General features: G+C 40.1%; 24 protein-coding genes and 1 pseudogene. 12 read left to right on the forward strand and 13 right to left on the reverse strand.

Annotated features, from left to right (window positions below):
- Position 1: 1 nt before the first annotated feature.
- From NDN11_RS14730 to pilG, 4 genes are read right to left on the reverse strand one after another with little or no spacing between them, the layout of a single operon-like run.
- On the reverse strand, positions 2-2086 hold the full coding sequence (locus NDN11_RS14730; RefSeq protein ID WP_167249759.1) for a methyl-accepting chemotaxis protein: 2085 nt from the start codon (positions 2084-2086) through the stop codon (positions 2-4).
- Between the two features lie 46 nt (positions 2087-2132).
- Positions 2133-2669: a chemotaxis protein CheW gene (locus NDN11_RS14735; protein ID WP_005206065.1), complete on the reverse strand. Its 537-nt coding sequence runs from the start codon at positions 2667-2669 to the stop codon at positions 2133-2135.
- A 39-nt stretch (positions 2670-2708) separates the two neighbouring features.
- Entirely contained in the window at positions 2709-3071 is a 363-nt protein-coding gene (locus NDN11_RS14740) for a response regulator (protein WP_004652355.1), read from the reverse strand.
- 20 nt (positions 3072-3091) lie between these two features.
- A complete protein-coding gene (gene pilG, locus NDN11_RS14745; protein WP_004802929.1) occupies positions 3092-3475 on the reverse strand; it encodes a twitching motility response regulator PilG in 384 nt (127 codons plus the stop codon).
- 279 nt (positions 3476-3754) lie between these two features.
- Here pilG and NDN11_RS14750 point away from each other — a divergent pair, with 279 nt between their 5' ends.
- Positions 3755-4408: a hypothetical protein gene (locus NDN11_RS14750; protein WP_167249761.1), complete on the forward strand. Its 654-nt coding sequence runs from the start codon at positions 3755-3757 to the stop codon at positions 4406-4408.
- 196 nt (positions 4409-4604) lie between these two features.
- Positions 4605-6320, forward strand: coding sequence for a proline--tRNA ligase (locus NDN11_RS14755; protein ID WP_251110062.1), 1716 nt, complete (start codon positions 4605-4607; stop codon positions 6318-6320).
- Between the two features lie 54 nt (positions 6321-6374).
- On the opposite strand, the gene NDN11_RS14760 is transcribed toward NDN11_RS14755, so the two are convergent.
- The 5 genes from NDN11_RS14760 to NDN11_RS14780 form a co-directional block, all read right to left on the reverse strand.
- The gene (locus tag NDN11_RS14760; RefSeq protein WP_167249766.1) at positions 6375-6710 is read right to left on the reverse strand and encodes a YegP family protein; all 336 of its coding nucleotides are present in this window, start codon (positions 6708-6710) and stop codon (positions 6375-6377) included.
- Positions 6711-6857: 147 nt separating this feature from the next.
- Positions 6858-7202, reverse strand: a complete 345-nt coding sequence (locus tag NDN11_RS14765; protein ID WP_167249768.1) for a zinc ribbon domain-containing protein YjdM — start codon at positions 7200-7202, stop codon at positions 6858-6860.
- Between the two features lie 51 nt (positions 7203-7253).
- A complete protein-coding gene (locus tag NDN11_RS14770) occupies positions 7254-7610 on the reverse strand; it encodes a DUF488 domain-containing protein (RefSeq protein ID WP_251110063.1) in 357 nt (118 codons plus the stop codon).
- A gap of 24 nt (positions 7611-7634) precedes the next feature.
- Complete coding sequence (locus NDN11_RS14775; RefSeq protein ID WP_167249773.1) at positions 7635-7997, reverse strand: DUF2004 domain-containing protein; 363 nt, start codon at positions 7995-7997, stop codon at positions 7635-7637.
- Positions 7998-8031: 34 nt separating this feature from the next.
- Positions 8032-8478, reverse strand: coding sequence for an SRPBCC family protein (locus NDN11_RS14780; protein ID WP_251110064.1), 447 nt, complete (start codon positions 8476-8478; stop codon positions 8032-8034).
- Between the two features lie 189 nt (positions 8479-8667).
- On the opposite strand from NDN11_RS14780, the gene ygfZ reads away from it, so the two are divergent.
- The 5 genes and pseudogenes from ygfZ to NDN11_RS14805 all read left to right on the forward strand — a co-directional run bounded on the left by ygfZ (position 8668) and on the right by NDN11_RS14805 (position 11900).
- Complete coding sequence (ygfZ, locus tag NDN11_RS14785) at positions 8668-9390, forward strand: CAF17-like 4Fe-4S cluster assembly/insertion protein YgfZ (RefSeq protein ID WP_251110065.1); 723 nt, start codon at positions 8668-8670, stop codon at positions 9388-9390.
- An 88-nt stretch (positions 9391-9478) separates the two neighbouring features.
- Positions 9479-9709: pseudogene (locus tag NDN11_RS14790) on the forward strand (hypothetical protein).
- A 4-nt stretch (positions 9710-9713) separates the two neighbouring features.
- Entirely contained in the window at positions 9714-10034 is a 321-nt protein-coding gene (locus NDN11_RS14795; RefSeq protein WP_251111553.1) for a low molecular weight protein tyrosine phosphatase family protein, read from the forward strand.
- Between the two features lie 83 nt (positions 10035-10117).
- The gene (locus NDN11_RS14800) at positions 10118-10840 is read left to right on the forward strand and encodes a DsbC family protein (RefSeq protein ID WP_251111554.1); all 723 of its coding nucleotides are present in this window, start codon (positions 10118-10120) and stop codon (positions 10838-10840) included.
- 247 nt (positions 10841-11087) lie between these two features.
- A complete protein-coding gene (locus NDN11_RS14805; protein WP_251110066.1) occupies positions 11088-11900 on the forward strand; it encodes a tetratricopeptide repeat protein in 813 nt (270 codons plus the stop codon).
- Positions 11901-11937: 37 nt separating this feature from the next.
- Here the strand turns inward: NDN11_RS14805 and NDN11_RS14810 are convergent, their stop codons facing one another.
- On the reverse strand, positions 11938-14106 hold the full coding sequence (locus NDN11_RS14810) for a TonB-dependent receptor family protein (protein WP_251110067.1): 2169 nt from the start codon (positions 14104-14106) through the stop codon (positions 11938-11940).
- 207 nt (positions 14107-14313) lie between these two features.
- Here NDN11_RS14810 and mutM point away from each other — a divergent pair, with 207 nt between their 5' ends.
- Positions 14314-15135: a bifunctional DNA-formamidopyrimidine glycosylase/DNA-(apurinic or apyrimidinic site) lyase gene (gene mutM, locus NDN11_RS14815; RefSeq protein WP_167249781.1), complete on the forward strand. Its 822-nt coding sequence runs from the start codon at positions 14314-14316 to the stop codon at positions 15133-15135.
- A gap of 32 nt (positions 15136-15167) precedes the next feature.
- On the forward strand, positions 15168-15458 hold the full coding sequence (locus NDN11_RS14820) for a peptidylprolyl isomerase (protein ID WP_167249783.1): 291 nt from the start codon (positions 15168-15170) through the stop codon (positions 15456-15458).
- A gap of 61 nt (positions 15459-15519) precedes the next feature.
- Here the strand turns inward: NDN11_RS14820 and NDN11_RS14825 are convergent, their stop codons facing one another.
- The 3 genes from NDN11_RS14825 to typA form a co-directional block, all read right to left on the reverse strand.
- On the reverse strand, positions 15520-15852 hold the full coding sequence (locus tag NDN11_RS14825; protein ID WP_251110068.1) for a gamma-glutamylcyclotransferase family protein: 333 nt from the start codon (positions 15850-15852) through the stop codon (positions 15520-15522).
- 158 nt (positions 15853-16010) lie between these two features.
- Complete coding sequence (gene mscL, locus NDN11_RS14830; RefSeq protein WP_004652374.1) at positions 16011-16442, reverse strand: large conductance mechanosensitive channel protein MscL; 432 nt, start codon at positions 16440-16442, stop codon at positions 16011-16013.
- 245 nt (positions 16443-16687) lie between these two features.
- Positions 16688-18523 carry a translational GTPase TypA gene (typA, locus tag NDN11_RS14835; protein ID WP_167249787.1) on the reverse strand — a complete coding sequence of 612 codons (1836 nt, stop codon included), beginning with the start codon at positions 18521-18523 and terminating at the stop codon, positions 16688-16690.
- Positions 18524-18699: 176 nt separating this feature from the next.
- Here typA and NDN11_RS14840 point away from each other — a divergent pair, with 176 nt between their 5' ends.
- The 3 genes from NDN11_RS14840 (at position 18700) to NDN11_RS14850 (ending at position 22613) form a co-directional block, all read left to right on the forward strand.
- Complete coding sequence (locus NDN11_RS14840) at positions 18700-20058, forward strand: uracil-xanthine permease family protein (RefSeq protein WP_032864597.1); 1359 nt, start codon at positions 18700-18702, stop codon at positions 20056-20058.
- Positions 20059-20120: 62 nt separating this feature from the next.
- Complete coding sequence (locus NDN11_RS14845; protein ID WP_251110069.1) at positions 20121-21137, forward strand: methyltransferase; 1017 nt, start codon at positions 20121-20123, stop codon at positions 21135-21137.
- A gap of 18 nt (positions 21138-21155) precedes the next feature.
- Positions 21156-22613 carry an amino acid permease gene (locus tag NDN11_RS14850; RefSeq protein WP_167249791.1) on the forward strand — a complete coding sequence of 486 codons (1458 nt, stop codon included), beginning with the start codon at positions 21156-21158 and terminating at the stop codon, positions 22611-22613.
- The last annotated feature ends 175 nt before the right edge of the window (positions 22614-22788 follow it).

Below are 22788 nucleotides of genomic sequence, written 5' to 3' on the forward strand. Positions count from 1 at the left end.
TTTACTCAGGTAACTTAAAGTCAGTTACCGATTCACGTAATGATTCAGCCATGTTTGCCAACTCAGAAACTGAGCGCGCTGTATCAAACGTTGCAGTTGTTGTTTGTGAAGTAATTTCCTGAACGACATTCATCGTGGTTGCAATATGGCTGGCAGATGCTGACTGAAGTTTTGCTGCATCCGAAATGCTTGCAATCAGTTTTGCCAAGTCACCCGATACCGTTTGAATCTCATCTAGTGCAATACCTGCATCTTTCGCCAAGTTCGCACCACGTACAACTTCCGACGTAGTTTGTTCCATCGAAATTACAGCTTCGTTAGTATCTGTTTGAATGGTTTTTACTAAGCTCTCAATCTGCTTGGTTGCTGATGCAGAACGTTCTGCAAGACGTTGTACCTCGTCCGCTACGACCGCGAAACCACGACCTGCTTCACCTGCCATCGATGCTTGAATCGCTGCGTTTAATGCCAAGATGTTAGTTTGGTCGGCAATATCGTTAATCAACGAGACGATGTTACCAATTTCTTGAGAAGATTCACCCAAACGTTTAATACGTTTTGAAGTCTCTTGAATCTGTTCACGAATGTGATCCATACCTTCGATCGAACGGTTTACCACTTGCGCACCATTGGTTGCAATTTGTACCGAACGTTGTGCTACGTCAGCTGATTCAGATGCGTTGGCAGATACTTGGTCAATTGACAATGCCATTTCGTTCATCGCGGCTGATGCACCTGCAATTTCTTGCGCCTGATGTTCAGAAGCTTCCGCTAACTGGTTGGTAATGCTCTGGGTATCTTGGGTATAGCGTGCAACTTCTTGCGAGGTATCTGTAATTCGAGATACAAGGTCACGTAACTGGTCAATCGCAAAGTTAATCGAGTCGGCAATCGCACCCGTAAAGTCTTCAGATACCGTTGCATACGAACGCAAGTCACCGTCCGCTAAGTCGGCAATCTCATCCAGTAAACGCAAAATCGCATTTTGGTTACGGTCATATTCATCTTGTAAACGTGTCACACGCTCTTTATCCGTGTTACTACGTAGTGCAAGTAATTGCAATGCAGAGAATACAAGTAAGCCTAAAGCACCAATCAGCACAATACCTGCGATTACGTTACCCCAACCGCCTTCTGCTTTGTTTGACAAATCATTGAGTGAGGTCAAAAGCGCATCAGACTGAGAGAAAATTTGTGAAGATGCCTGACGTACACGAACAATCTGATTGGCGTTTTGCAATACGGTTGCTGCCGCAGATTTCAATACTGCATCATAATCAGATTTAATGCTGTCTACAGACTCACGTAATGCTGATGAACTAATACGGTCTACACCAAGCTCTGAGCTACCATTTAACTGTGCATTTAAATAAACACCAAAGGTATCGATATCGGCACCAAAGTCATTCGCTGAAACGTTTGAGTTGTCTGTACCCACCAGTACCGAGTTAATCGAACGTAAAATACGTTCCGCGATGAACACTTGGTTTTTGGTGATAATTACCTGACTACTCGGCATGTTCTCACGAACCATTTGATCGACCATCAAGTTATATTCAGCCTGAATTTCAGGAATCGTTTCACTGATCGAGATGTTGGTATCGTAAAGTTGGTTAATGACTTTTTGTTGCGACGCAATCAAGTCAATATTCTTAGCGACAGTGTCCCAAAGTCCACTCACCTTCTTATATTCATCAGAGCCTTTACCATACACACTTTCAACCGTGTCTAGGTTTTCAGCAAACTGCTTCTCTGACTCAACTAGTTTTTTCATTGCTTCTGGCGTACCAGACGCAGTTGCTTCAGTTGCTTGACGCGAAATGGTTTGCGATAACAAACGCAATTCACCCAAACTACGGGTCAATTGGTTCGAACGCGGAACACTCACGAATAAGTAAATTAAGAGGATAACTGCAAGGGCCAAAGCAATTAAAGCACGATAGATAATCGGTTTTGATTTCTCTGTTTCACCGAATAAGCGCGAAAACTGGTCAAGTTGCGTTTTAATATTATCTAAAAACGCACCACCTTTTTTCAGCCCTGCACTATCGCCATTGCCGTTCTTTTTTTTAAGTTTAAAGCCCATATCAGCTTCTCCCCTGAATACGCGTTTATGTTCCGTAGCGTATAAATTAGTTTATAAATTTTATTGATGCATTCATGTATTGAGGATTGCTGAGCAACCGACTCAATAAAAACACATGCCATTGTTGATTATGTTGATGGAAATGACCTTGGCAATAATCTTTCAATTTATTATCCAGCTCATTATTTTGAGAGAAAAAACTCTTTTTATTAAAGTGTTGAATCCCCAAAACCTGATCGACGACCAACCCCACATAATGGTCTTGATGGCTAATACAAATCACTTTTTGCGTTGGGGAAAACTGACTTCGCTGTCCTGAAATAAAATGTGTTAAATCAGAAACGGAAAGTAGTCGTCCACGAATATTGGCCAAACCGCGCACCCACGCCTGAGTATTTGGTACTGGTGTATATTTCGGAGGATAAATCACCTCCGAAATTTCCCCTAACGGCGCAACAAAATATTGCCCCAACATCTCAAATGCGATACCAGACCAACGGCTGACTTCATTTTGAGTTGAAGTATATTGCTTATTGCCTCGCTTGGATAAACGAAGCAATTCGATAAATCCATTTGCTGCCATACCCTATCCCGTATTGAGAAGGCTCATCTTGAGCAAAAATTAACTTAATAATTGTTTAATTACATCAATAAGCTGCTGTTCATCAATCGGCTTAGTCAAATAATCACAAGCCCCTTGACGTTTACCCCATACACGGTCTGTAGCCTGATCTTTAGTACTGACAATCACCACAGGAATATGTTGTGTGTCTTTACCTTTACTGATTTGGCGTGTCGCTTGAAAGCCATTCATCCCTGGCATCACCACATCCATCAACACCAAGTCAGGCAATTCTGCTTGCGCCATGGTTACCCCGTCAGCACCATTGGTTGCTTCAATAACGTCATAACCGTGCTTTGTCAAAATTTCTCTAAAGCGAAATGTTTCAGTAGGTGAATCATCTACAATAAGTATACGAGCCATTTTTTCCTCAATCTTAAATTTTATGCGCTAACGTGGTTGCGAATCGCGTTTAACAACTCATCTTTACTAAATGGCTTCGTTAAATATTCATCCGACCCCACAACACGCCCTTTAGCCTGATCAAACAAACCGTCTTTGCTTGACAACATAATTACTGGAATATTTTGATAATTTAGAGAATTTTTGATTAATGCACAGGTTTGATAACCGTCTAAACGAGGCATCATGATGTCTACAAAAACGATATCTGGATTGGCTTCAGCAATTTTTGACAATGCTTCAAAGCCATCAACCGCAGTGATCACTTCACAACCTTCACGTTGTAACAAGGTCTCAGCTGTACGGCGAATCGTTTTTGAATCGTCAATCACCATCACCTTTAAATTTTGAAATTTATCGTCCATTTATTGTCCTGCCCCAATACTCAATACAAACTATGGTTGGTTTAATTTGTTTTATACAGATTAGTTGATATTTTTAACATATCTTTACTTGCATTATCAATGAAGTTTTTTGAACCAACCTATCAGTTTCTCTTAACAATCACAAACAGTTCACACTTTTGATTAAATTCCTATTTTTTTTGCTGCATAACTATTTTTAAATGTCTAAATTAGCACTAATATACAACTGATTATTATTTAAAAATAAGTGATTTAATTAACTTTTTTACGGGGAATGTAATGACTGGTTCGTTAAAGTGCGGTTTCCGCATTCGTCACTTTACAACGATTACTCGTAGTTACATTTGTTGTTTTTTTCTATTGCTATTTGTCAACAGTTCCACTTTTGCCGCAACTGAACAAGCTAAGCCTGTTTGGTATCGTTATTATGACAAAAACGGTGTTGCCAATGTCAGCACCTCCGTCACGCCAGAACATATCCGTCACGGTTATGAAGCACTCGATCGTAATATGCAAGTGATCAAACGCAATCGTGCTTATAATGCCGCAGCTGATGCTCAGCAATCTGCCCAACGAGAATCTCAAGCACGTCGTCGTGAACAAGACTTAAGATTAAAACGCGCCTACGGTAGTCCGCAAATTGCCGCAGCAAAACGGGATCAGATTTTAGCCACCCTAAAAAAACAGTTGAATTATCAACAGGAACAATTGCAGCAATTACAAAAAGATAAGATTAGTTTTAAACGTCAAGAAATGGAGTATCACCGCAAAGGTGAAATGCTACCAGCACAACTTAAAAACAACCTTGAGAATAATGCTCAGAATATTGAAAACGTCAAAAAAACCGTTGAAAGCCTACGCAACGCCTACCATAAGACTGAGGTTGAATATAGCGATATTATCAATCGTTTAAATACACTCGGCTCGACTTAATCTCTCAATCTTCTATAAATCTCCTACCGTCTCGATACTAATTTTTAACGATTTCAATATTTAACCACATGCTACTGCTTTATACTGCGCGAAATTGCACGTTTCATGTCATAATGCCATTTGCTCAAAACTGAGCCCATTATTTTGCTCATTTTATAGCACTTTTTAAATAACACTTAACTTTAGGACAGTTTCCATGCGCGCAAGCCGCTTTTTATTTGCAACGTTAAGAGAAACCCCAAATGATGCTGAAGTGATTTCACACCAGCTCATGTTACGTGCGGGGATGATTCGTAAATTAGCTTCTGGCTTATACTCTTGGTTGCCCATGGGAACGCGCGTTTTAAAGAAAGTAGATGCGATTGTTCGTGAAGAAATGAATCGTTCAGGCGCATTAGAAGTGTTCATGCCTGTGACACAACCTGCTGCGCTTTGGGAAGAATCAGGTCGTTTTGAACAATACGGCCCTGAGCTATTACGCTTTAAAGATCGTCATGATAATCCTTTTGTACTTGGTCCAACTCACGAAGAAGTGATTACCGACTTGGCGCGTAACGAGCTTAAAAGCTATAAGCAATTACCATTGAACTTCTATCAAATTCAAACCAAATTCCGTGATGAAATTCGTCCACGTTTTGGTGTGATGCGCTCGCGTGAATTCATTATGAAAGATGCTTATTCTTTCCATGCGGATCAAGCATCATTACAAGAAACCTATGATGTCATGTATGACACCTATAGTCGTATCTTTACGCGTTTAGGCTTGGATTTCCGTCCAGTACAAGCAGATACAGGTTCAATTGGTGGTTCTGCATCGCATGAATTCCATGTACTTGCATCAAGCGGTGAAGATGACATCGCGTTCTCGACAGAATCGGACTTTGCTGCGAACGTTGAAATGGCAGAAGCACTTTTAGTCGGTGAGCGCGCTGCTGCAACTCAAGCATTGACCTTGGTCGATACGCCAAACCAAAAAACCATTGCTGATGTTTGCCAGTTCTTAAATGCCGATGCCAAACAGTCTGTTAAAGCATTATTAGTACAAGGTCCAACCGATGACAAAGGCAATACACCAGTTGTAGCCTTGTTCTTACGTGGCGACCATGAGCTCAATGATATTAAAGCTGAAAAGCATCCATTGATTGCAGCACCTTTAGCATTTGCGACTGAAGAACAATTGCAACAACACGGCCTAACAGCTGGTTTCTGCGGTCCACAAGGTCTGCTAGAAAAAGGCTTAACTGTGATTGTGGATCGCGCTGCGTCAGTATTGTCTGACTTTGTGGCGGGTGCAAATGAAGTCGACAAACATGCAACAGGTGTAAACTGGGAGCGTGATGCAAAATTCACGGAAGTGTTTGACCTACGTAATGTGGTTGAAGGTGATCCTTCTCCAGATGGTAAAGGTACAATCCAAATTAGACGTGGTATTGAAGTTGGTCATATTTTCCAACTCGGTACAAAGTATTCTGAAGCTTTGGGCTGTAAAGTCTTAGGTGAAGATGGCAAACCATTTACCGTAACCATGGGTTGTTACGGAATTGGGGTAACACGTGTAGTCGCTGCTGCGATAGAACAAAACTTTGATGATAAAGGCATTATCTGGCCACAAGCGATTGCACCATTCGAAATTGCAATTGTGCCAATGAATGCACATAAATCACCACGTACGCTTGAAGCAGCTGAAGCACTCTATGCTGAATTACAAGCACAAGGCTATGACGTATTACTAGACGATCGTAACGAACGTCCAGGCGTGAAATTCTCTGATCTTGAGTTGATGGGTATTCCTCATCGTATCGTGATTGGTGAGAAAGGCTTGGATGCAGGCACTTTCGAATATAAAGGGCGTCGCGATGCTGATGCCAGCAACCTCAATAAAGAAGAATTATTAGCAAAACTTGTTCGCTAATCTCAATTCTAGCTGTAAAAAAGCCGTTTCAATGAAACGGCTTTTTTATTGGGGTTAAGTGGTTAAATCTTTAATCGTTTCTGATGGTCCATTCTTTTTCACAGACTCAATGCCTTTATCACGCGACTGTTCACTTGAATACAGCTGACTGTTACCAATCACCTGATGGTTTGCAGCTTTTAAATTAAAGTATGGCTTATCATTTTTAGAAGTTAATTTTTCATAACGACCATCATCAGGACTATTTTTTTGTACTGATGCAATCCCATTCAGTGCAGCTGCTTTGGTTTTATATAATTCACTCGTTAAAACAGTCTCACTATTACCTGCTTTTAATACGAAGCGATATTGCCCATCACTCGCCTGACTGACTTCAAACCATCCTGACATAAAGACCTCTATTCTTGGAGTTACTGTTGTTTGTTATCTCAACAATATAGATCAGCTCTCACCGTTTAAGAAGATTGTTTTTTGTTCACTTTTGGTAATTTATATCAGATAGAAAAAAGGAGCATTTTCATGCCCCTAAATAAAAATTTAAACTTTTTTCACAAACTCTGATTTCAATTTCATCGCACCAACCCCATCAATCTTACAATCAATATTATGACCATCACTTGCATCAGGTACTAAGCGGATACTTTTTACCTTTGTTCCCACCTTCACCACAGAAGATGAACCTTTAATTTTTAGGTCTTTCACAACCGTAACGCTATCACCATCTGCCAATACATTACCGTTGGCATCTTTAATAATGTCTTGTAATTCTGAAGCTGATGTTTCCCCTTCCTTCCATTCATGTGAACATTCAGGGCAAATCAATAAATCGCCATCTTGATAAGTATATTCTGATTGGCATTGTGGGCAATTTGGAAAAGACATAAAAGAAACTCAAAACGACTATTATGATGGATAGACGCAGTTTTTCAAAATTTAGGCTTGAATCGCTTTGCCAAGTAAATAATTTTTAAGTACCAAAGCATGATTAAGCTCAGGATCTTTAGCTGCATAAATCAGCGTCAATTGCTGTTGCTCTGCCATTTCTCGGAGCTGATGTACATACGGATTATCTTTAAGCTCTTGATAATATCCCTCTTGAAAACTCAACCAGTGCTCTGCTTGATGACAAAAAGCCTGCCGCAATTCAGTTGAAGGTGCAATTTCTTTCAGCCATACATCCAAATGCGCACGCTCTTTAGAAATACCTCTTGGCCATAAGCGATCAACCAGTACACGCTGCCCATCGGTTGACTCCACAGGATCGTAAATACGTTTGATCTCAATTTGCACACGACTCTCCAACAGCTTATTCAGTCAACTTTCCATTGATATATCAATAACCTGCCCTTTTGCATCAAAACTCACGCAAATCACATAGTTGGTGATTTCATCTGGCAAGGTAAAATCCAGCATATCATAACTGTCCAAGTCCTCATCTTGCCACTGATGAGCAAGCACCAACAACGCTAACACCTGTGTAGGTAATGGTGTTGCAGTTCCAAAGTGTTTTTTCCAATATGCTGGCTCCACTTCCTCCAGATGGTGTTGAATAAACAATTCCACACTATCTTCAGCTTGTTGATTTTCTAAGGCTTCACGCATCGCTATACGTGCAAGTTGTTCACGGCGTTCAACAATCGCTTGTTCTGACATAGCATCCCCCAATGTAATAATCATCAAAACTCTTTATTTAAGATTTAAGTCGTTTGATTTATTGGTCTGGTATCTCCGCTTGCACCAATAAGCCCAATAAATAAAGCGACTCTTGCCAACCGAGATAACATGCCTCAACAGGTATTACATCAGGTAATCCTTCTTGGGTAATATGCACTTCGGTTCCAACCAAGACTTGCTTCAATTGAATTGTGACCTGAATGTCACCCGGTAAATTCGGATCATCAAATTTATCGGTATAACGTAGCAATTCATTTGGCACGAGTTCTATATAGGTTCCACTAAACGAATGACTACGTCCTGTTGAAAAATTGCTAAATGAAATTTTATAAGTTCCACCTTCTTGTGGATCTAGATGATGAACTTTCGCTGTAAAGCCATGCGGAGCCATCCATTTCACTAAGGCATCTGGGTCAAGAAAGGCTTTAAAAACTCGAGCGGGTGGCGCATTGAATACGCGATGTAATCGTACTATTCCAGTCATTATTATTCTCCAATTTCACTATTATTCTGTTGGATCGATTTATCATAGCGATTTGTTGTTCAAATGCTACGCCATCAATCGCTCATTTGAACACGAATATCGAGAATCTCAAGCTGCTTTTTTATGAAAAATGGCGCAAAATAACAATCCATATTTTTAGTGACCAGAACGCAGCTTTAGGATTGATCTATGAGTCAGCTTGCTTTTAGTGCTTTTAGTTTAAATGGTGTCGATGCACAAAAATTTTTACAGGGTCAAGTGACTATTCATGTAGAACGTTTACCTGAAAATGAAAGTCGCTATACTGCTATTTGTGACTTAAAAGGACGTATTCATTTTGGTTTATGGATTAAAAGATTAAATCCAGAAGCTTTTGAACTTGTCACCACTCAAGACCAAGCAGAAGAATTTGCTAAACATATTAAAAAATTTGGTGCTTTTTCTAAGATGAAATTAGAAGAAATAGGTTCTGTCTTTCCAACGGCAAACGGCATTCAAACTGAATTTTCGCCAACCGAAACCGATATAAATGCTTGGCAGATTCAAGCAATTCAGTCTGGACAAGCATGGATTAGTCAAAATACTGAACACCTATTTCAACCTCAAGAATTACGTTTACATCAACGTGATGGTGTGCATTTCGATAAAGGTTGCTATCTCGGTCAGGAAATTGTGGCACGTCTATGGTTTAAAGCTAAACCCAAACACTGGCTTCATTTAATCCAAGCCAAAGGTGATCTTCCTGCCTCTGCAACTCAACTCAATAAAGATGTTGAAGTGGTCAATAGTATTGCATATGAAGAAGGCTATTTAGCGCTGGTCATTGCAAAACCAACTGCTTTAGAGGAACTCGGTGTAAGCATTTTAGATTTACCAGAAACGCTTAATGGTGATGTAGCAAGACCGAGCTAAATACTTGTAAAAATCAGGCTTTGTTTTATATTAAAAACTCATGTGTTATCGCGGCTGCTAAACCCGATCAACGCATGAGTTTTTTAATATGGATCATGTATCACAATAACCTAATCGAGCCTGGCGACGTAAACAAAAACTTCTATTTCGTGGTCGAGACTGTAGGCATCGTTCCCTCTGTTGGAAGCCTCCTAAACAATAGAAATATCTGTATACACGACAAGATAAACTTGTACGTGCCAAACAATTAAGAATTGAATATCCTCGAATTCCCAAAGCAAAATATTTACGTGAAGCTCATTTCAACTCATGGATTTAAAATTCTGAACACTCTTTTCATTTGCAGTCGCAATCAATGGCGTAGTCCTACAGCCGAACGTATTTTCGCTCAAGGGTATGGTCTACATACCCGTTCAGCGGGAACCAGCCGTCACGCCAAACATACAATTTCATCCAAAGATATCGCTTGGGCCGAGCAAATTTTTGTGATGGAATCTCGACATAAACAACAAATCAAAGAACAGTTTTCCAAACAACTCACGCATAAGAAAGTGTTTGTGCTCGATATTCCAGATGACTATCACTATATGGACTCAGATCTGATTGAGTTACTTCAATTAGCGATGCAACCTTATTTAAAATAAAGTTTAACGATCATTCTTGTCGAAAACCAAAATGAACGTTATTGTTCACCTATTCTCAATACAACCGATTTCTCATGAAAATAATGATCAAAACATGGTTATCTGTACTCAGCTTGAGTCTTCTCAGCGTACAAAGCCTACATGCCGACAGCAAAACACTGGAACGAAACTTCAAACAGAATTATCCAGATATTCCAGTCAAATCAGTTAACCCCTCTCCTTTACCTGGTATTTATGAAGTCTATGCCGCAGGTAAAATTATCTATACCGATGAAACAGCTAAATACCTGTTTTTTGGTAATCTACTTGACGTCAAAAACAAGAAAAATCTAACCGAAGAGCGTTTAGCTGAATTTGGCAAAATTGATGTCAAACAACTACCTCTCGATCAGGCAATTAAATATGTCAAAGGAGATGGAGAGCGTATCCTCTATGTCTTTAGTGACCCTGATTGCCCTTATTGCCAAAAGCTTGAGCAGCACATGACTTCAGTTGATAATGTCACCGTGTATCTGTTCTTGTTCCCGCTCAAGAAACTACATCCTCAAGCAGAAGCTATCGCCAATAAAATTTGGTGCTCAAAAAATCAATATGAAGCTTGGGAAGATTATATGCTGCACCGTAAAGCACCTAAAAATGCAGCGCAGTGTGAGACTCCAATACAGAAGAATCTCGCCCTAGGTCAAAAATTACAAATTGATGGTACACCAACGATATTCTTGCAAAATGGTATACGACTCTCTGGTAGTCCGCAAAATGCAGAACAGATTGAGCAACTTTTACAGGAAGCCAGTTCTCAGAAATAAAGATTAAATTTGAAGGCTTGTTGAGCATTTTGCCACAAATGACTCACAAGCCTTTTGTTAAATTCATTATAATTCAATGATTTTAATTAATTTAATAAAAATATTAAATCCATTTCACTATCCACCTTTGCTACGTTTTATACAAAATCCTTATTTACATTTTGTCGTAAGCTTTTATGATGAGAGCAACATATTGAGTTCTGCTATGCAAAGGATGAAAGCAGATCAACGTGAAAGGAAAATAAAGATGAAAAAAGTGCTCATTGCGAGTTTAATTACTATTGCAAGTCATTCAGCATTCGCCGCAGACAATAAAACCTCGGTCACTAAAGTAGATCCTCTGTTTACCAAAGCAACCCAACTTTATGAAGCAAAGGACTACCCTGCTGCTTTCCAAGAAATGCAACGTTTAGCCAATACAGGAAATAAGCAAGCAATCTATAACCTTGGCTACATGACTCAACTTGGTCAAGGAACAGTAAAAGATGATAAAAAAGCGCTACAATATTATCAAGATGCATCTAATAAAGGTTATGGGCCAGCAAGCTATGTCCTAGCACAGGCATATCATAAAAGTACACTTGGCTTAGCGCATAATCCACAGAAGTATAAAGAGTATTTAGATAAAGCCTCGAATCAAGGTTCAGATGAAGCAACTGTCGAATTCGCGGATTTACTTTTTAGACAAGGCAAACCACAATACGACCAAATTGCAATTCAAAAGTTATTGCCTCTACTTCGCAAAGACTACTATCCTGCAAAGAATTTAAAAGCAGTCTATGACCTTGGCATTGGGGTTAAAAATAAAAATCCCTTCATGCAACAACAAGCTGTTGAAAGCTTAAAAGATTTAGCCAAGAAGAATTATGCACCATCCCTAATGATTCTAGGTAACATGCTCGCTAACGGCAATATTATTGATCAAGATTTAGAGCAGGCAAAAAATATTTTTTCTCGTTTAGCTGCAGCAAACTATCCTGATGCAAAAGAATCTTTAGCCAAAGTTGAAGAAGCCATAGCAGCAAAGAAAGCTACACCAGCTCAAGCACCCAAAAAGTAAACAGTAAGAGCAGCATAAAAATGCTGCTCTTTTCAGATTAGAATTGCTTACTGACTTTAATTCCCGCACTCCAGTTACGACCATCAGCAGGTTCAAAGAATCGGCTATTACTATCGTTGACAATCACTGAACCTGCATAGTTTTTATCAAATAGGTTGTCTACACGTGCAAAGCCATTAATACCCCAATCTGCGTATTTCCACGCATATCCAGTATAGACTGAAGCAACGGTATAACTTGGTGCTGCATCGCTATTGATGTCATCAACATAAATCTTGTCCATATACTGAGCATCAATACCTGCATAGAATCCTTGCTCTGGTTTCCACGCTAATCCCATAAAAGCTTGGTTTTTAGCGACTCCTGGGATTGCATTGCCCTTTTCAACAGCTTTCACAGTACCAATTGCTGGAATAGTAGCATCAAATTTGGCATCCAAATAACCATAACTGGCATTCATTTCCAAGTCTTTCCAAAGCTTTTTATTCCATGCGAATTCAGCGCCTTGGCGTATTGTTTTATCCGCATTTCTAAACGTTGAACGACCATCAGAAGTACCTGCCGAAACAATATCATTCTGAGTCTTGCTCTGGAAAACAGCCACAGTGAAATCACCAAACGGGTTTTGCGATTTCAAACCCACCTCATAGTTATCACTTGTAGAGGGTTTTAGATCAAAGTTAAACCCAGACTTTTTAGGATCAGCTTGATAAGCCATTTCTGTAAATGTCGGAGTTTCAAAACCTTTGGCATAGCTGGCATAGGCCAATAACTCAGGTGCAATTTGCCAACTTAAAGCAGCTGATGGCAAGACCTTGTTGTAATCTGTTTTATCACTATCATCGCCATTACTTAAATAACGATCCTTGGATTTGTAATGCACATTACTATAACGTACGCCCGTATCTAAGCGCCAAGTCGGTAAAAATTGCCACGATGCTTGTAAGTATGGATCAACATTCCACAGGCTATTGTCTTCATTACGACGCAATGTACCCTTTACGCCATAAGACGGCGAGCCATTAACAAGATTAAAGTTCTCATACCCTTTACGATCTTCATCCATACTATCAACAGCAAGCCCTGCGCTGAAGGTTGTATTCGGCAATAATTCTTTACCTGTCCAGCGGAAATCAGCACCATAATAATTACGTTCAAAATCAATCACACCACCCGCATGATTTTTATTTAGTTGCGTACTATTAGGGATACATTCTCGAGTGTCTTTTTTAAAACTACATCTTGGTATCGATTGATATTGAGTCACCTGACGATTGCCCAAATAGGCCATGGCATACAACTCATGCTGATCATTAATTGGTTTAGACCAAGTCACACCCGTTTGGGTTTGTTCAATATCTTTACGAACCTTATATTCATTATTCGCATCATTCACCTGACGTGGGTTTTGCTGCCACTGAGTTCTATTCAATCCTTGAGGATCATCGGCATGAATCTTGACATAGTTTGTGACCCAATTGATTTTACTACCATCATCCAAATTCCACGTCAGTTTCGCATTATTTAAAACTTTTTCTGCACTGCTATGATCACGATAGCCATCGGTGTCAAAATATGAGGAACTGATAATATAGCTCGGTTCATTTTGATTTTTCGCACCACCCTGTAGTACCAGACCTGCACGATTCTTGTTATGACTACCACCCGCATAACTCATCTCAATCGAATCTTTACCCTGCCCCTCTCGAGTTGTCGCCAAAATTGCCCCACCCGATGAGTTGCCATAAAGTGATGAGAATGGGCCTGTTAATACCTCAAGATGACTGAGGCTGCTTAAATCAATATTCGAGGTTTGGCCCTGTCCATCTGGCATCGTTGCTGGAATACCATCGGTATATAAGCGGATCCCACGTACACCAAAGGTCGAACGCGCACCAAAACCACGCATCGAAAGCTGCAAGTCTTGCGCATAATTCTCGCGATTGCGTAATTGAACACTTGGAATCCCTTTCACCACTTCGGTTAAGTTCACCTGCGCAGATTGATCATTTTGAGGCATATCCACTCTAAAGATCGACGCAGGAGTTTCCATATAAGTGGTATCGGTACGTGTTGCTTCAACTTTAATTGTTGGAAGATGTACGGCTAGTTCTGCATTAGGTGCATCAGCCCAAACAAGGGAGCTGCTTAACCCCATACACATTGCAACACAACCGTATAAAAGGTTAATTTTCGGTGAAGGCATGAAGATTCCTTATTTCTCAAAATTTCAAAGAAAGGCTTTTAAAAAGTAAGAGTCTGATTATTTTATATTTATCTTACACATTTAACTTTAGCTAAAACCATCAATCACGTTACTGATCTGCATTAGCAAATAAGATTAAATACCGTCATAATTGTAAGTGAAACATTTACCCTCATTGTATTGTTGTTGAAACAACTTGAGCTCATTATGCCCGAACTTCCTGAAGTTGAAACTACCAAAACTAGCCTACTCCCGTTGTTAGAACAACGTGTGCAAGCGGTCAAAGTATTGAATGCAAGCTTACGTTGGCCAATTCCCAATAACCTTGATAAATTAATTGGACAACGCTTAACTCAGCTTAAACGTCGTTCTAAATATATTTTGGCAGAATTTGAACAAGATCATATGCTTTGGCACTTAGGTATGTCTGGCAGCTTTCGTTTATGTGAGCCGAATGAAGCACTCAGAAAGCATGATCATTTAGTAATTGATTTTGAAGATCTGCAACTCCGTTACCATGATCCGCGACGCTTCGGCTGCATTCTATGGTTGGACCAAGCCAATCAGACCAAGCTAATCGATACACTCGGCCCTGAACCATTGAGTGATGACTTTAACGCAACTTATTTGCATGAAAAACTAGCCAAAAAGAATGTCGGCATTAAAATTGCTTTGATGGATAATCATGTGGTGGTTGGTGTCGGCAATATTTATGCGACTGAAAGTTTATTCAACATCGGGGTTCATCCTGCACAACCTGCTTCGACGCTGAGCAAAGCACAAGTGGAAAAGTTGGTCATTGAGGTTAAACGCATCTTAAAACAAGCGATTGACTTAGGCGGCTCAACCTTACGTGACTATAGCAATGCAATGGGTGAAAATGGTTATTTTCAGCAAACACTTTTGGCCTATGGCCGTGCTGGAGAGATGTGCGTGAATTGTGAAACCACTTTGGAAAACTTAAAGTTAGGACAACGTGCCAGCGTATTCTGCCCACAATGCCAACCACTGAAGTTAAAGAAAGCGTAAGCGAATTGAGATGTACCAAAGGAGAACACATCATGCAAACTGCGATTGTTCGACATATTCTAGTCAAAGATAAAGATTTAGCTGAACAGCTAAAAAAGCGCATTCAGTCAGGTGCTGATTTTGCTAAAGTCGCCAAGCAATATTCAACCTGCAATTCAGCAAAACGTGGCGGCGAACTTGGCGAAGTTAAGAAAGGCCAGTTAGTCCCTGTGATTGATAAACTGGTATTTACTGCCGCAGAACGTATTTTACATGGTCCAATTAAAAGCCAATTTGGTTTTCATCTGGTCGAAGTTAAATTTCGCATGAGTAGCTTGAGATAGTAGTTAAACTTGAGCTTAAATTCCGATTTAAGCTCAAACGTCTATTGTGAAATCAAACCCTTCAACTCTGAGGCTTCATCACATAAGTCCATGCTGATGTCGCCGTACCATCAACTAACTGAACCAGAACCTCTACACGTTGATACTGCATCCCTTCAAAATCATCCAACATCTGCCAGTTTTGTTCTAATTTATCCGTACTAAATAGATATCCCTCAACCAAAGGATCAGCCTCATTCAGTATCATTGCAGGCAAACCTTGATCTGGCCCCCAATCTAAAATATGAATGGTTCCATGTACAAAAGCTTGTTGCCAGTCACCACCTATTCCACCCAAAATATGAGCATTTTCTCGATTTGGGCAAAGTGTGCCGTAAACAAATAGTCGATTCATGTTGATTGATCCCCACGCAATATGCACAGCATCTTAGAATGAAAACAGCAATTTTTCTACGTAAAAACGAGTATTTTCACATCATTATTCAGCAGTATCCTATTCAAATAGACAATAAAAAAACGGCATTAAAAATGCCGTTTTCACTCAAGATCGCATTAACCTTGTTTTTTTAATTCATCACGAATTTCACGTAACAATTGCACATCTTCTGGTGTTGCTTCAGGCTCAGGTGCAGCCTCTTCTTGTTTACGGATACGGTTCATCACTTTCACCAACAAGAATACAACCCATGCTAATAATAAGAAGTTAATCAGGATCGTTAAGAAACTACCATAAGCAAATACATTTAGTCCTGCATCTTGTGCCGCTTTTAAGGTCGTCACATTGTTCGGGTTATCTCCGAGGATAAGGAACCAATTGGTGTAATCCACATCACCACCCAAGATCCATGAAATCACCGGCATCACGATATCTTTCACTAATGAATCAATGATTTTACCGAAAGCACCACCAATGATGACACCAATCGCCAAATCCATCATATTGCCTTTGATGGCAAATTCTTTAAATTCTTTAATAATACTCATCTATAACTCTCCAGAGTTGAACTTGATCGCAACCTGTTTTTGCATTGTTTATTACACAGGTGTAGTTATCCACATAATGTTGATAATTTAATATTTTTATCAAAAAAAGAAAGTTATTTCACACTTTAACAACACTTTTTATTTTAATAAAAATATGTGTTTAAGCATCTCTCGACCATTAAGTTTATGCAATAAAAAACCGCTAAATAAATTTAGCGGTTTTTTCATTTTTCGGTGAAGAAAAATTATTTATCGCGGTTACGCTTACGTTCGTTTTCAGTTAAGTAACGCTTACGAATACGAATCGATTTTGGTGTAACTTCTACTAACTCATCATCTTCAATGAATTCAAGTGCTTGTTCAAGCGTGTATTCAATTGCAGGTGTCAAAGTTAAAGCATCATCAGTACCAGACGCACGAACGTTGGTTAACTGTTTTGCTTTAGTTGGGTTTACAACCATATCGTCTGAACGAGAGTTAATACCCACGATCATCCCTTCGTACACTTCTAACTGTGGCTTCGCAAATAAACGTCCACGGTCTTGAAGCGTGAAGAGTGCATAGCCCAAGCAAGTACCTTGAACCATAGAAATCAATACACCGTTTTGACGCTTCGCTACGCTACCCTGTTTCACAGGACCGTAATGAGAGAAGCTTGATGTCATGATCCCTGTACCAGAAGTCATGGTCAAGAATTCAGAACGGAAACCAATCAAACCACGTGAAGGAACAGTTGCTTCAATACGGATACGGCCTTTGCCATCAACTTCCATATTGGTCATCTCACCTTTACGGTGACCCATTTGCTCCATTACAGAACCTTGGTGCTGTTCTTCAACGTCAAACGTTACGTTTTCATACGGCTCTTGTCTTTCACCATCAATTTCTTTGATGATTACTTGTGGACGTGATACGCCCATTTCGAAGCCTTCGCGACGCATGTTTTCAATCAATACTGAAAGGTGAAGTTCACCACGACCAGAAACCTTGAAACGGTCTGGACTGTCAGTATCTTCAACACGTAATGCTACGTTGTGAATCAATTCGCGATCAAGACGTTCACGGATGTTACGTGAAGTAACAAACTTACCTTCTTTACCAGCGAATGGTGAGTTGTTTACTTGGAATGTCATCGAAACTGTAGGTTCGTCTACAGACAATGGCGGTAAAGCTTCTACATTTTTCGGATCACAAATCGTGTCAGAAATGTTTAATGCATCGATACCTGTAATACATACGATATCACCTGCTGATGCAGATTCTACATCAACACGCTCTAAACCGTGGTAACCCATGATTTTTAAGATACGACCGTTACGTGTCTTACCTTCTTTATCAATCACAGTGACTGGTGTGTTTAATTTCACTGAACCACGCTGGATACGACCAACACCGATAACACCAACGAAACTGTTATAGTCAAGTGATGAAATCTGCATTTGGAAAGGACCATCAACATCAACTGCTGGTGGTTCAACAATATCTACAATCGTTTGGAACAACGGTGTCATGTCTTCCGCTAATTCTTCTGGTGAAGGACCAGCAACACCACGTAAGCCTGAAGCATAAACGATTGGGAAGTCTAACTGTTCGTCAGTACCGCCAAGGTTATCAAACAAGTCAAATACTTGATCAATAACCCAATCTGGACGCGCGCTTGGCTTGTCGACTTTGTTGATAATCACGATTGGCTTTAAACCACGTGCGAACGCTTTTTGCGTTACGAAACGAGTTTGTGGCATTGGACCTTCTTGTGAGTCTACAAGAAGCAATACGCAGTCAACCATCGACATTACACGTTCCACTTCACCACCGAAGTCGGCGTGTCCTGGGGTATCTACAATGTTAATGCGGTATTCAGTGTTTGTACGAGCATCTAACCATTTAATTGCAGTGTTTTTTGCAAGAATGGTAATACCACGTTCAGACTCAAGCGCGTTAGAATCCATAACACGTTCAATCTCGCCTGCGCGATCACCAAGAGCACCTGATTGTTGTAAAAGTTTGTCGACTAAAGTCGTCTTACCATGATCGACGTGCGCAATAATGGCAATGTTACGGAGAGTTTTAATATCTGACATGTAAAATTCGATACGCTTTAAATTTGAGGGCAAATTATACAGAAGAATCCTAAACTTTAGTAGTGACAGTTTATTGACAGTGCACTTTTTTTCTGACGAAGTGTCATAGAATCGTTGGTAAAGCGAGCTAACTCTATTAGAATATTCCACTAATGCCTCTCGCTTTTTATACTCCCATGTCGAATTCACAACCTCAGCAGCAGCTTGATCTGGTCTACGGACTCAATGATCGACCGAAACCTTTTGTTGCATTTTTAGCCGCTTTACAGCATCTTTTGGCGATTTTAGTCCCGATCGTAACCCCTGGATTACTCATTTGTTTGGCACTTGGCGTATCTCGCGAAGACACCAACATGATCCTTTCGATGTCTTTAATCATTTCAGGAATTGCAACCTTTTTACAGTGTAAAAAAGTAGGTCCATTCGGTGCAGGACTGCTCATTGTTCAAGGAACAAGTTTTAACTTCATCGGCCCAATTATTGGTATTGGGAGCGCAATGGTTGCTGCTGGAACACCAGTTGAACAAGTGATGGCTGCCATTTTTGGTGTCGTGATTGCTGGTTCGTTTATTGAAATGGGCGTTTCTCGAATTTTGCCTTGGGTGAAGAAGCTGATTACACCATTGGTGACAGGTATTGTGGTTCTGCTGATTGGTCTTACCTTAATTAAAGAAGGTCTGATTAGTATGGGCGGTGGTTATACTGCGATGCAGGACAACACCTTTGCCAATGCGGATAATCTGATCATGTCATGTACCGTACTTGGCATTATTATTTTACTCAATCGTATCAAAATTATTTGGGTGAAAAGTTCAGCAATTTTAATTGCACTGGTGATTGGCTATATTCTTGCTGGCTTTATGGGGCATTTAAACTTTTCAGTGCTCAACGATGCCCCTCTAATTCAAATTCCAACACCGATGCATTTTGGACTCAGCTTCTCTTGGAGCTTGTTCATTCCTATGGCATTCATTTATCTGGTCACTTCACTTGAAGCGATTGGTGATGTTACCGCAACCAGTAAAATCTCAAACCAGCCTGTAGATGGTCCAGTTTGGATGCAACGTATTAAAGGCGGTGTATTAGTCAATGGTGCTAACTCTTTCCTAGCAGGTATTTTCAATACTTTCCCAAGTTCTGTATTTGCACAAAACAATGGCGTGATTCAACTCACGGGTGTTGCAAGTCGCTATGTAGGTATCTGGATTGCCGTACTTTTAGTGATTTTAGGCTTATTCCCTGCTGTTGCTGCAGTAATCCAAGCAGTACCGCAAGCCGTGCTTGGTGGTGCTGTGATGGTAATGTTTGGTGCAGTCGCTGCTTCAGGTATTAATATTCTTTCAAGTATTCACCTTGATCGTCGCGCTTTGTTGATTATTGCGATTTCGCTTGCTCTAGGTTTAGGTGTTGCACAAGTCCCTCAGATCCTTGAGCACCTACCTGAATTATTTAAGAATATTTTTAGCTCAGGTGTCGCGACTGGCGGTATTGCTGCCTTAATTTTAAATATTGTTTTACCTGAAACACATAAATAATCAACCAACAATCGCAACTGCCCAGTTTCACGACTGGGCTTTGTTTTTGATGAGAGATCAAAATGGATCCACGTAGTGAAGTTGTCATCAGACAACAAAATTATTTAAATGGGCAAGTTTTACTGATTAATGCCCCAAATGACCAACTCGCCAAAAATTTACCTGAGCAAGTTCAAGCATCAGTATGGACTTGGAATTATGCTGATCATCAAGGTTTTATCAGCTCTGGAATTCGCTCTCATTTTTCCGTGGAATTCCCACAAGCACCGTTTGATCAAGTTGTTATTTTCGTTCCCAAGTCAAAAGAACTCCTCAATTATATTCTGCACGTTGTGGTTAGCCATTTAAAACTTGATCAAAATATTTTTCTGGTTGGTGAAAAAAAAGGCGGCGTTGAGCGAGCAGCAAAACAATTATTGCAATATGGTAAAACACTGAAACTTGACAGTGCACGTCACTGCCAACTTTGGCAAATGAAAATTGAAAAAAATGATGAGTTAAAACCACTTGAGCGTTGGTTAAAAACTTATACAGTTCAAATAGATCAAGAACAGTTAAATATCTGTGCCTTGCCTGGTGTATTTAGTCAAGATCATTTAGATGTCGGAACAGCCGTATTAGTCCCTTACCTTAGTCAAGTAAAATCAGGTAAGATTGCCGACTTTGGTTGTGGTGCTGGAATTATTAGTGCTTATTTAGCCAAGCTAAATCCAAACCAGCAGATTTTTGCACTTGATGTTGATGCATTTGCATTACGATCAACTGAATTGACTTTTCAGAAAAATAATCTGAATCTCGATCAGTTAAATCTACTACCTGTAACAGGTTTTGTAGATGCGCCCAAAGATTTGGATGCAATCGTAAGCAATCCGCCTTTTCATCAGGGGATTCAGACCAATTACGATGCAAGTGAAGAACTTTGCCAACGCGCTAAACAACATCTTAAAAGCTCAGGTGAGTTATGGATCGTGGCAAATCGTTTTCTGAATTACCCTCCACTCATTGAACAGAGTTTTGGTCAATGTCTGGTCAAGGCAGATCAACAAGGATTCAAGGTTTTATATGCCTGTGCAAAATAAACATTTTAAGGAATTTTTATGAGCGATACATCTGCTCCTCAACACCTTCAGCGCAAGCTCGGGGCTCGACACCTGAACATGATTGCGATCGGTGGATCGATCGGCACAGGCTTATTCCTTGCTTCAGGTTCTACCATTGCTAACGCAGGCCCTGGGGGTGCGTTACTGGCATATGCTTTAATCGGTATCATGATTTATTTCTTGATGACCAGCTTAGGTGAATTAGCAACGCATAATCCAACATCGGGTGCCTTCTTTACCTATGGTAGCCGCTATGTCGAAGATGGTTTTGGTTTCGCCTTAGGTTGGAACTACTGGTATAACTGGGCCATTACAGTTGCCTTTGAATTGGTTGCAGTCCAATTCATCATGAAATTCTGGTTCCCAGATATCCCTGGGTTTTACTGGAGCGCAATCTTCCTTGCCATTATTTTTGCAATTAACGCTTTAACAGTAAAAGGTTTTGGCGAAAGTGAATTCTTATTCTCTTTGATCAAAGTAATTGCCATTATTGTCTTTATTGTGATTGGTATCTGGATGATTTTTAAAATCATGATGACGCCTAATGTATCAGTATTCCAACACTGGACTTATAAAGATGCACCTTTTGTCGGCGGTTTTCAGGCACTGATTGGTGTAGCCATGATTGCTGGATTCTCATTCCAAGGCACAGAGATGGTTGGTGTTGCTGCTGGCGAGTCAAAAGATCCTAAAAAGACCATTCCACTAGCGATTAAGCAAATTTTCTGGCGCATTTTACTGTTCTATATCTTGTGTATCTTCATCATTGGCACACTGGTTAGTTATGATGATCCACTGTTATTAAAAGCAGCGCAAAGTGAAGATATCGCGCTATCCCCTTTCACACTATTGTATGAAAAAGCTGGTTTTGCCTTTGCTGCAAGTTTGATGAATGCGGTTATTCTCAGTGCAATTTTATCTGCGGGCAACTCAGGCATGTACTCTTCTACCCGTATGTTATTTGATATGGCTAGAGAAGGCCGCGCGCCAAAATGGTTCTCCAAATTGGATGTTCGTGGTGTACCAATGAATGCACTTTATGCAACTACTGCAGTTGCTGCACTGTGCTTCTTAACCACATTTATTGGCGAGAAACAGGTGTTTAACTGGTTACTCAACATGTCAGGTATGTGTGGTTTCATCGTATGGCTAGGGATTGCGATTTCACATTATCGTTTTCGTAAAGGCTATATCGCTCAAGGTTATAAAGTTGAAGATCTTGCCTATCGTGCCAAATTCTTCCCTTTTGCACCTTGGTTTGCATTCATCTTATGTTCGATCATTATTCTAGGTCAGAACTATCAAGCACTATTAGGTGGCAAAATTGATTGGTTAGGCTTAATTTCTACCTATATCAGTATTCCACTCTTCTTAGCCATTTGGTTAGGTTATAAATGGAAACACAAGACCAAACTAATTGCTTATAAAGACATGAACGTGAAAGAAGGCGAATAAAATCGCTTTTTACTTGACCCAAATGAAAATATGAGTAAAATCTCGCTCATATTTTCAACGACACTAACGATATAGGAGGACGACAGCATGCCATTAACACTAGGAACAACACAGTAAGATTTGGCACTGTCGACTCACGGACAAGTGTACAAATCTAATGATCACTTGTCCGAAT

It is taken from the genome of Acinetobacter sp. C26M (genome assembly GCF_023702675.1).
Taxonomy (GTDB): domain Bacteria; phylum Pseudomonadota; class Gammaproteobacteria; order Pseudomonadales; family Moraxellaceae; genus Acinetobacter.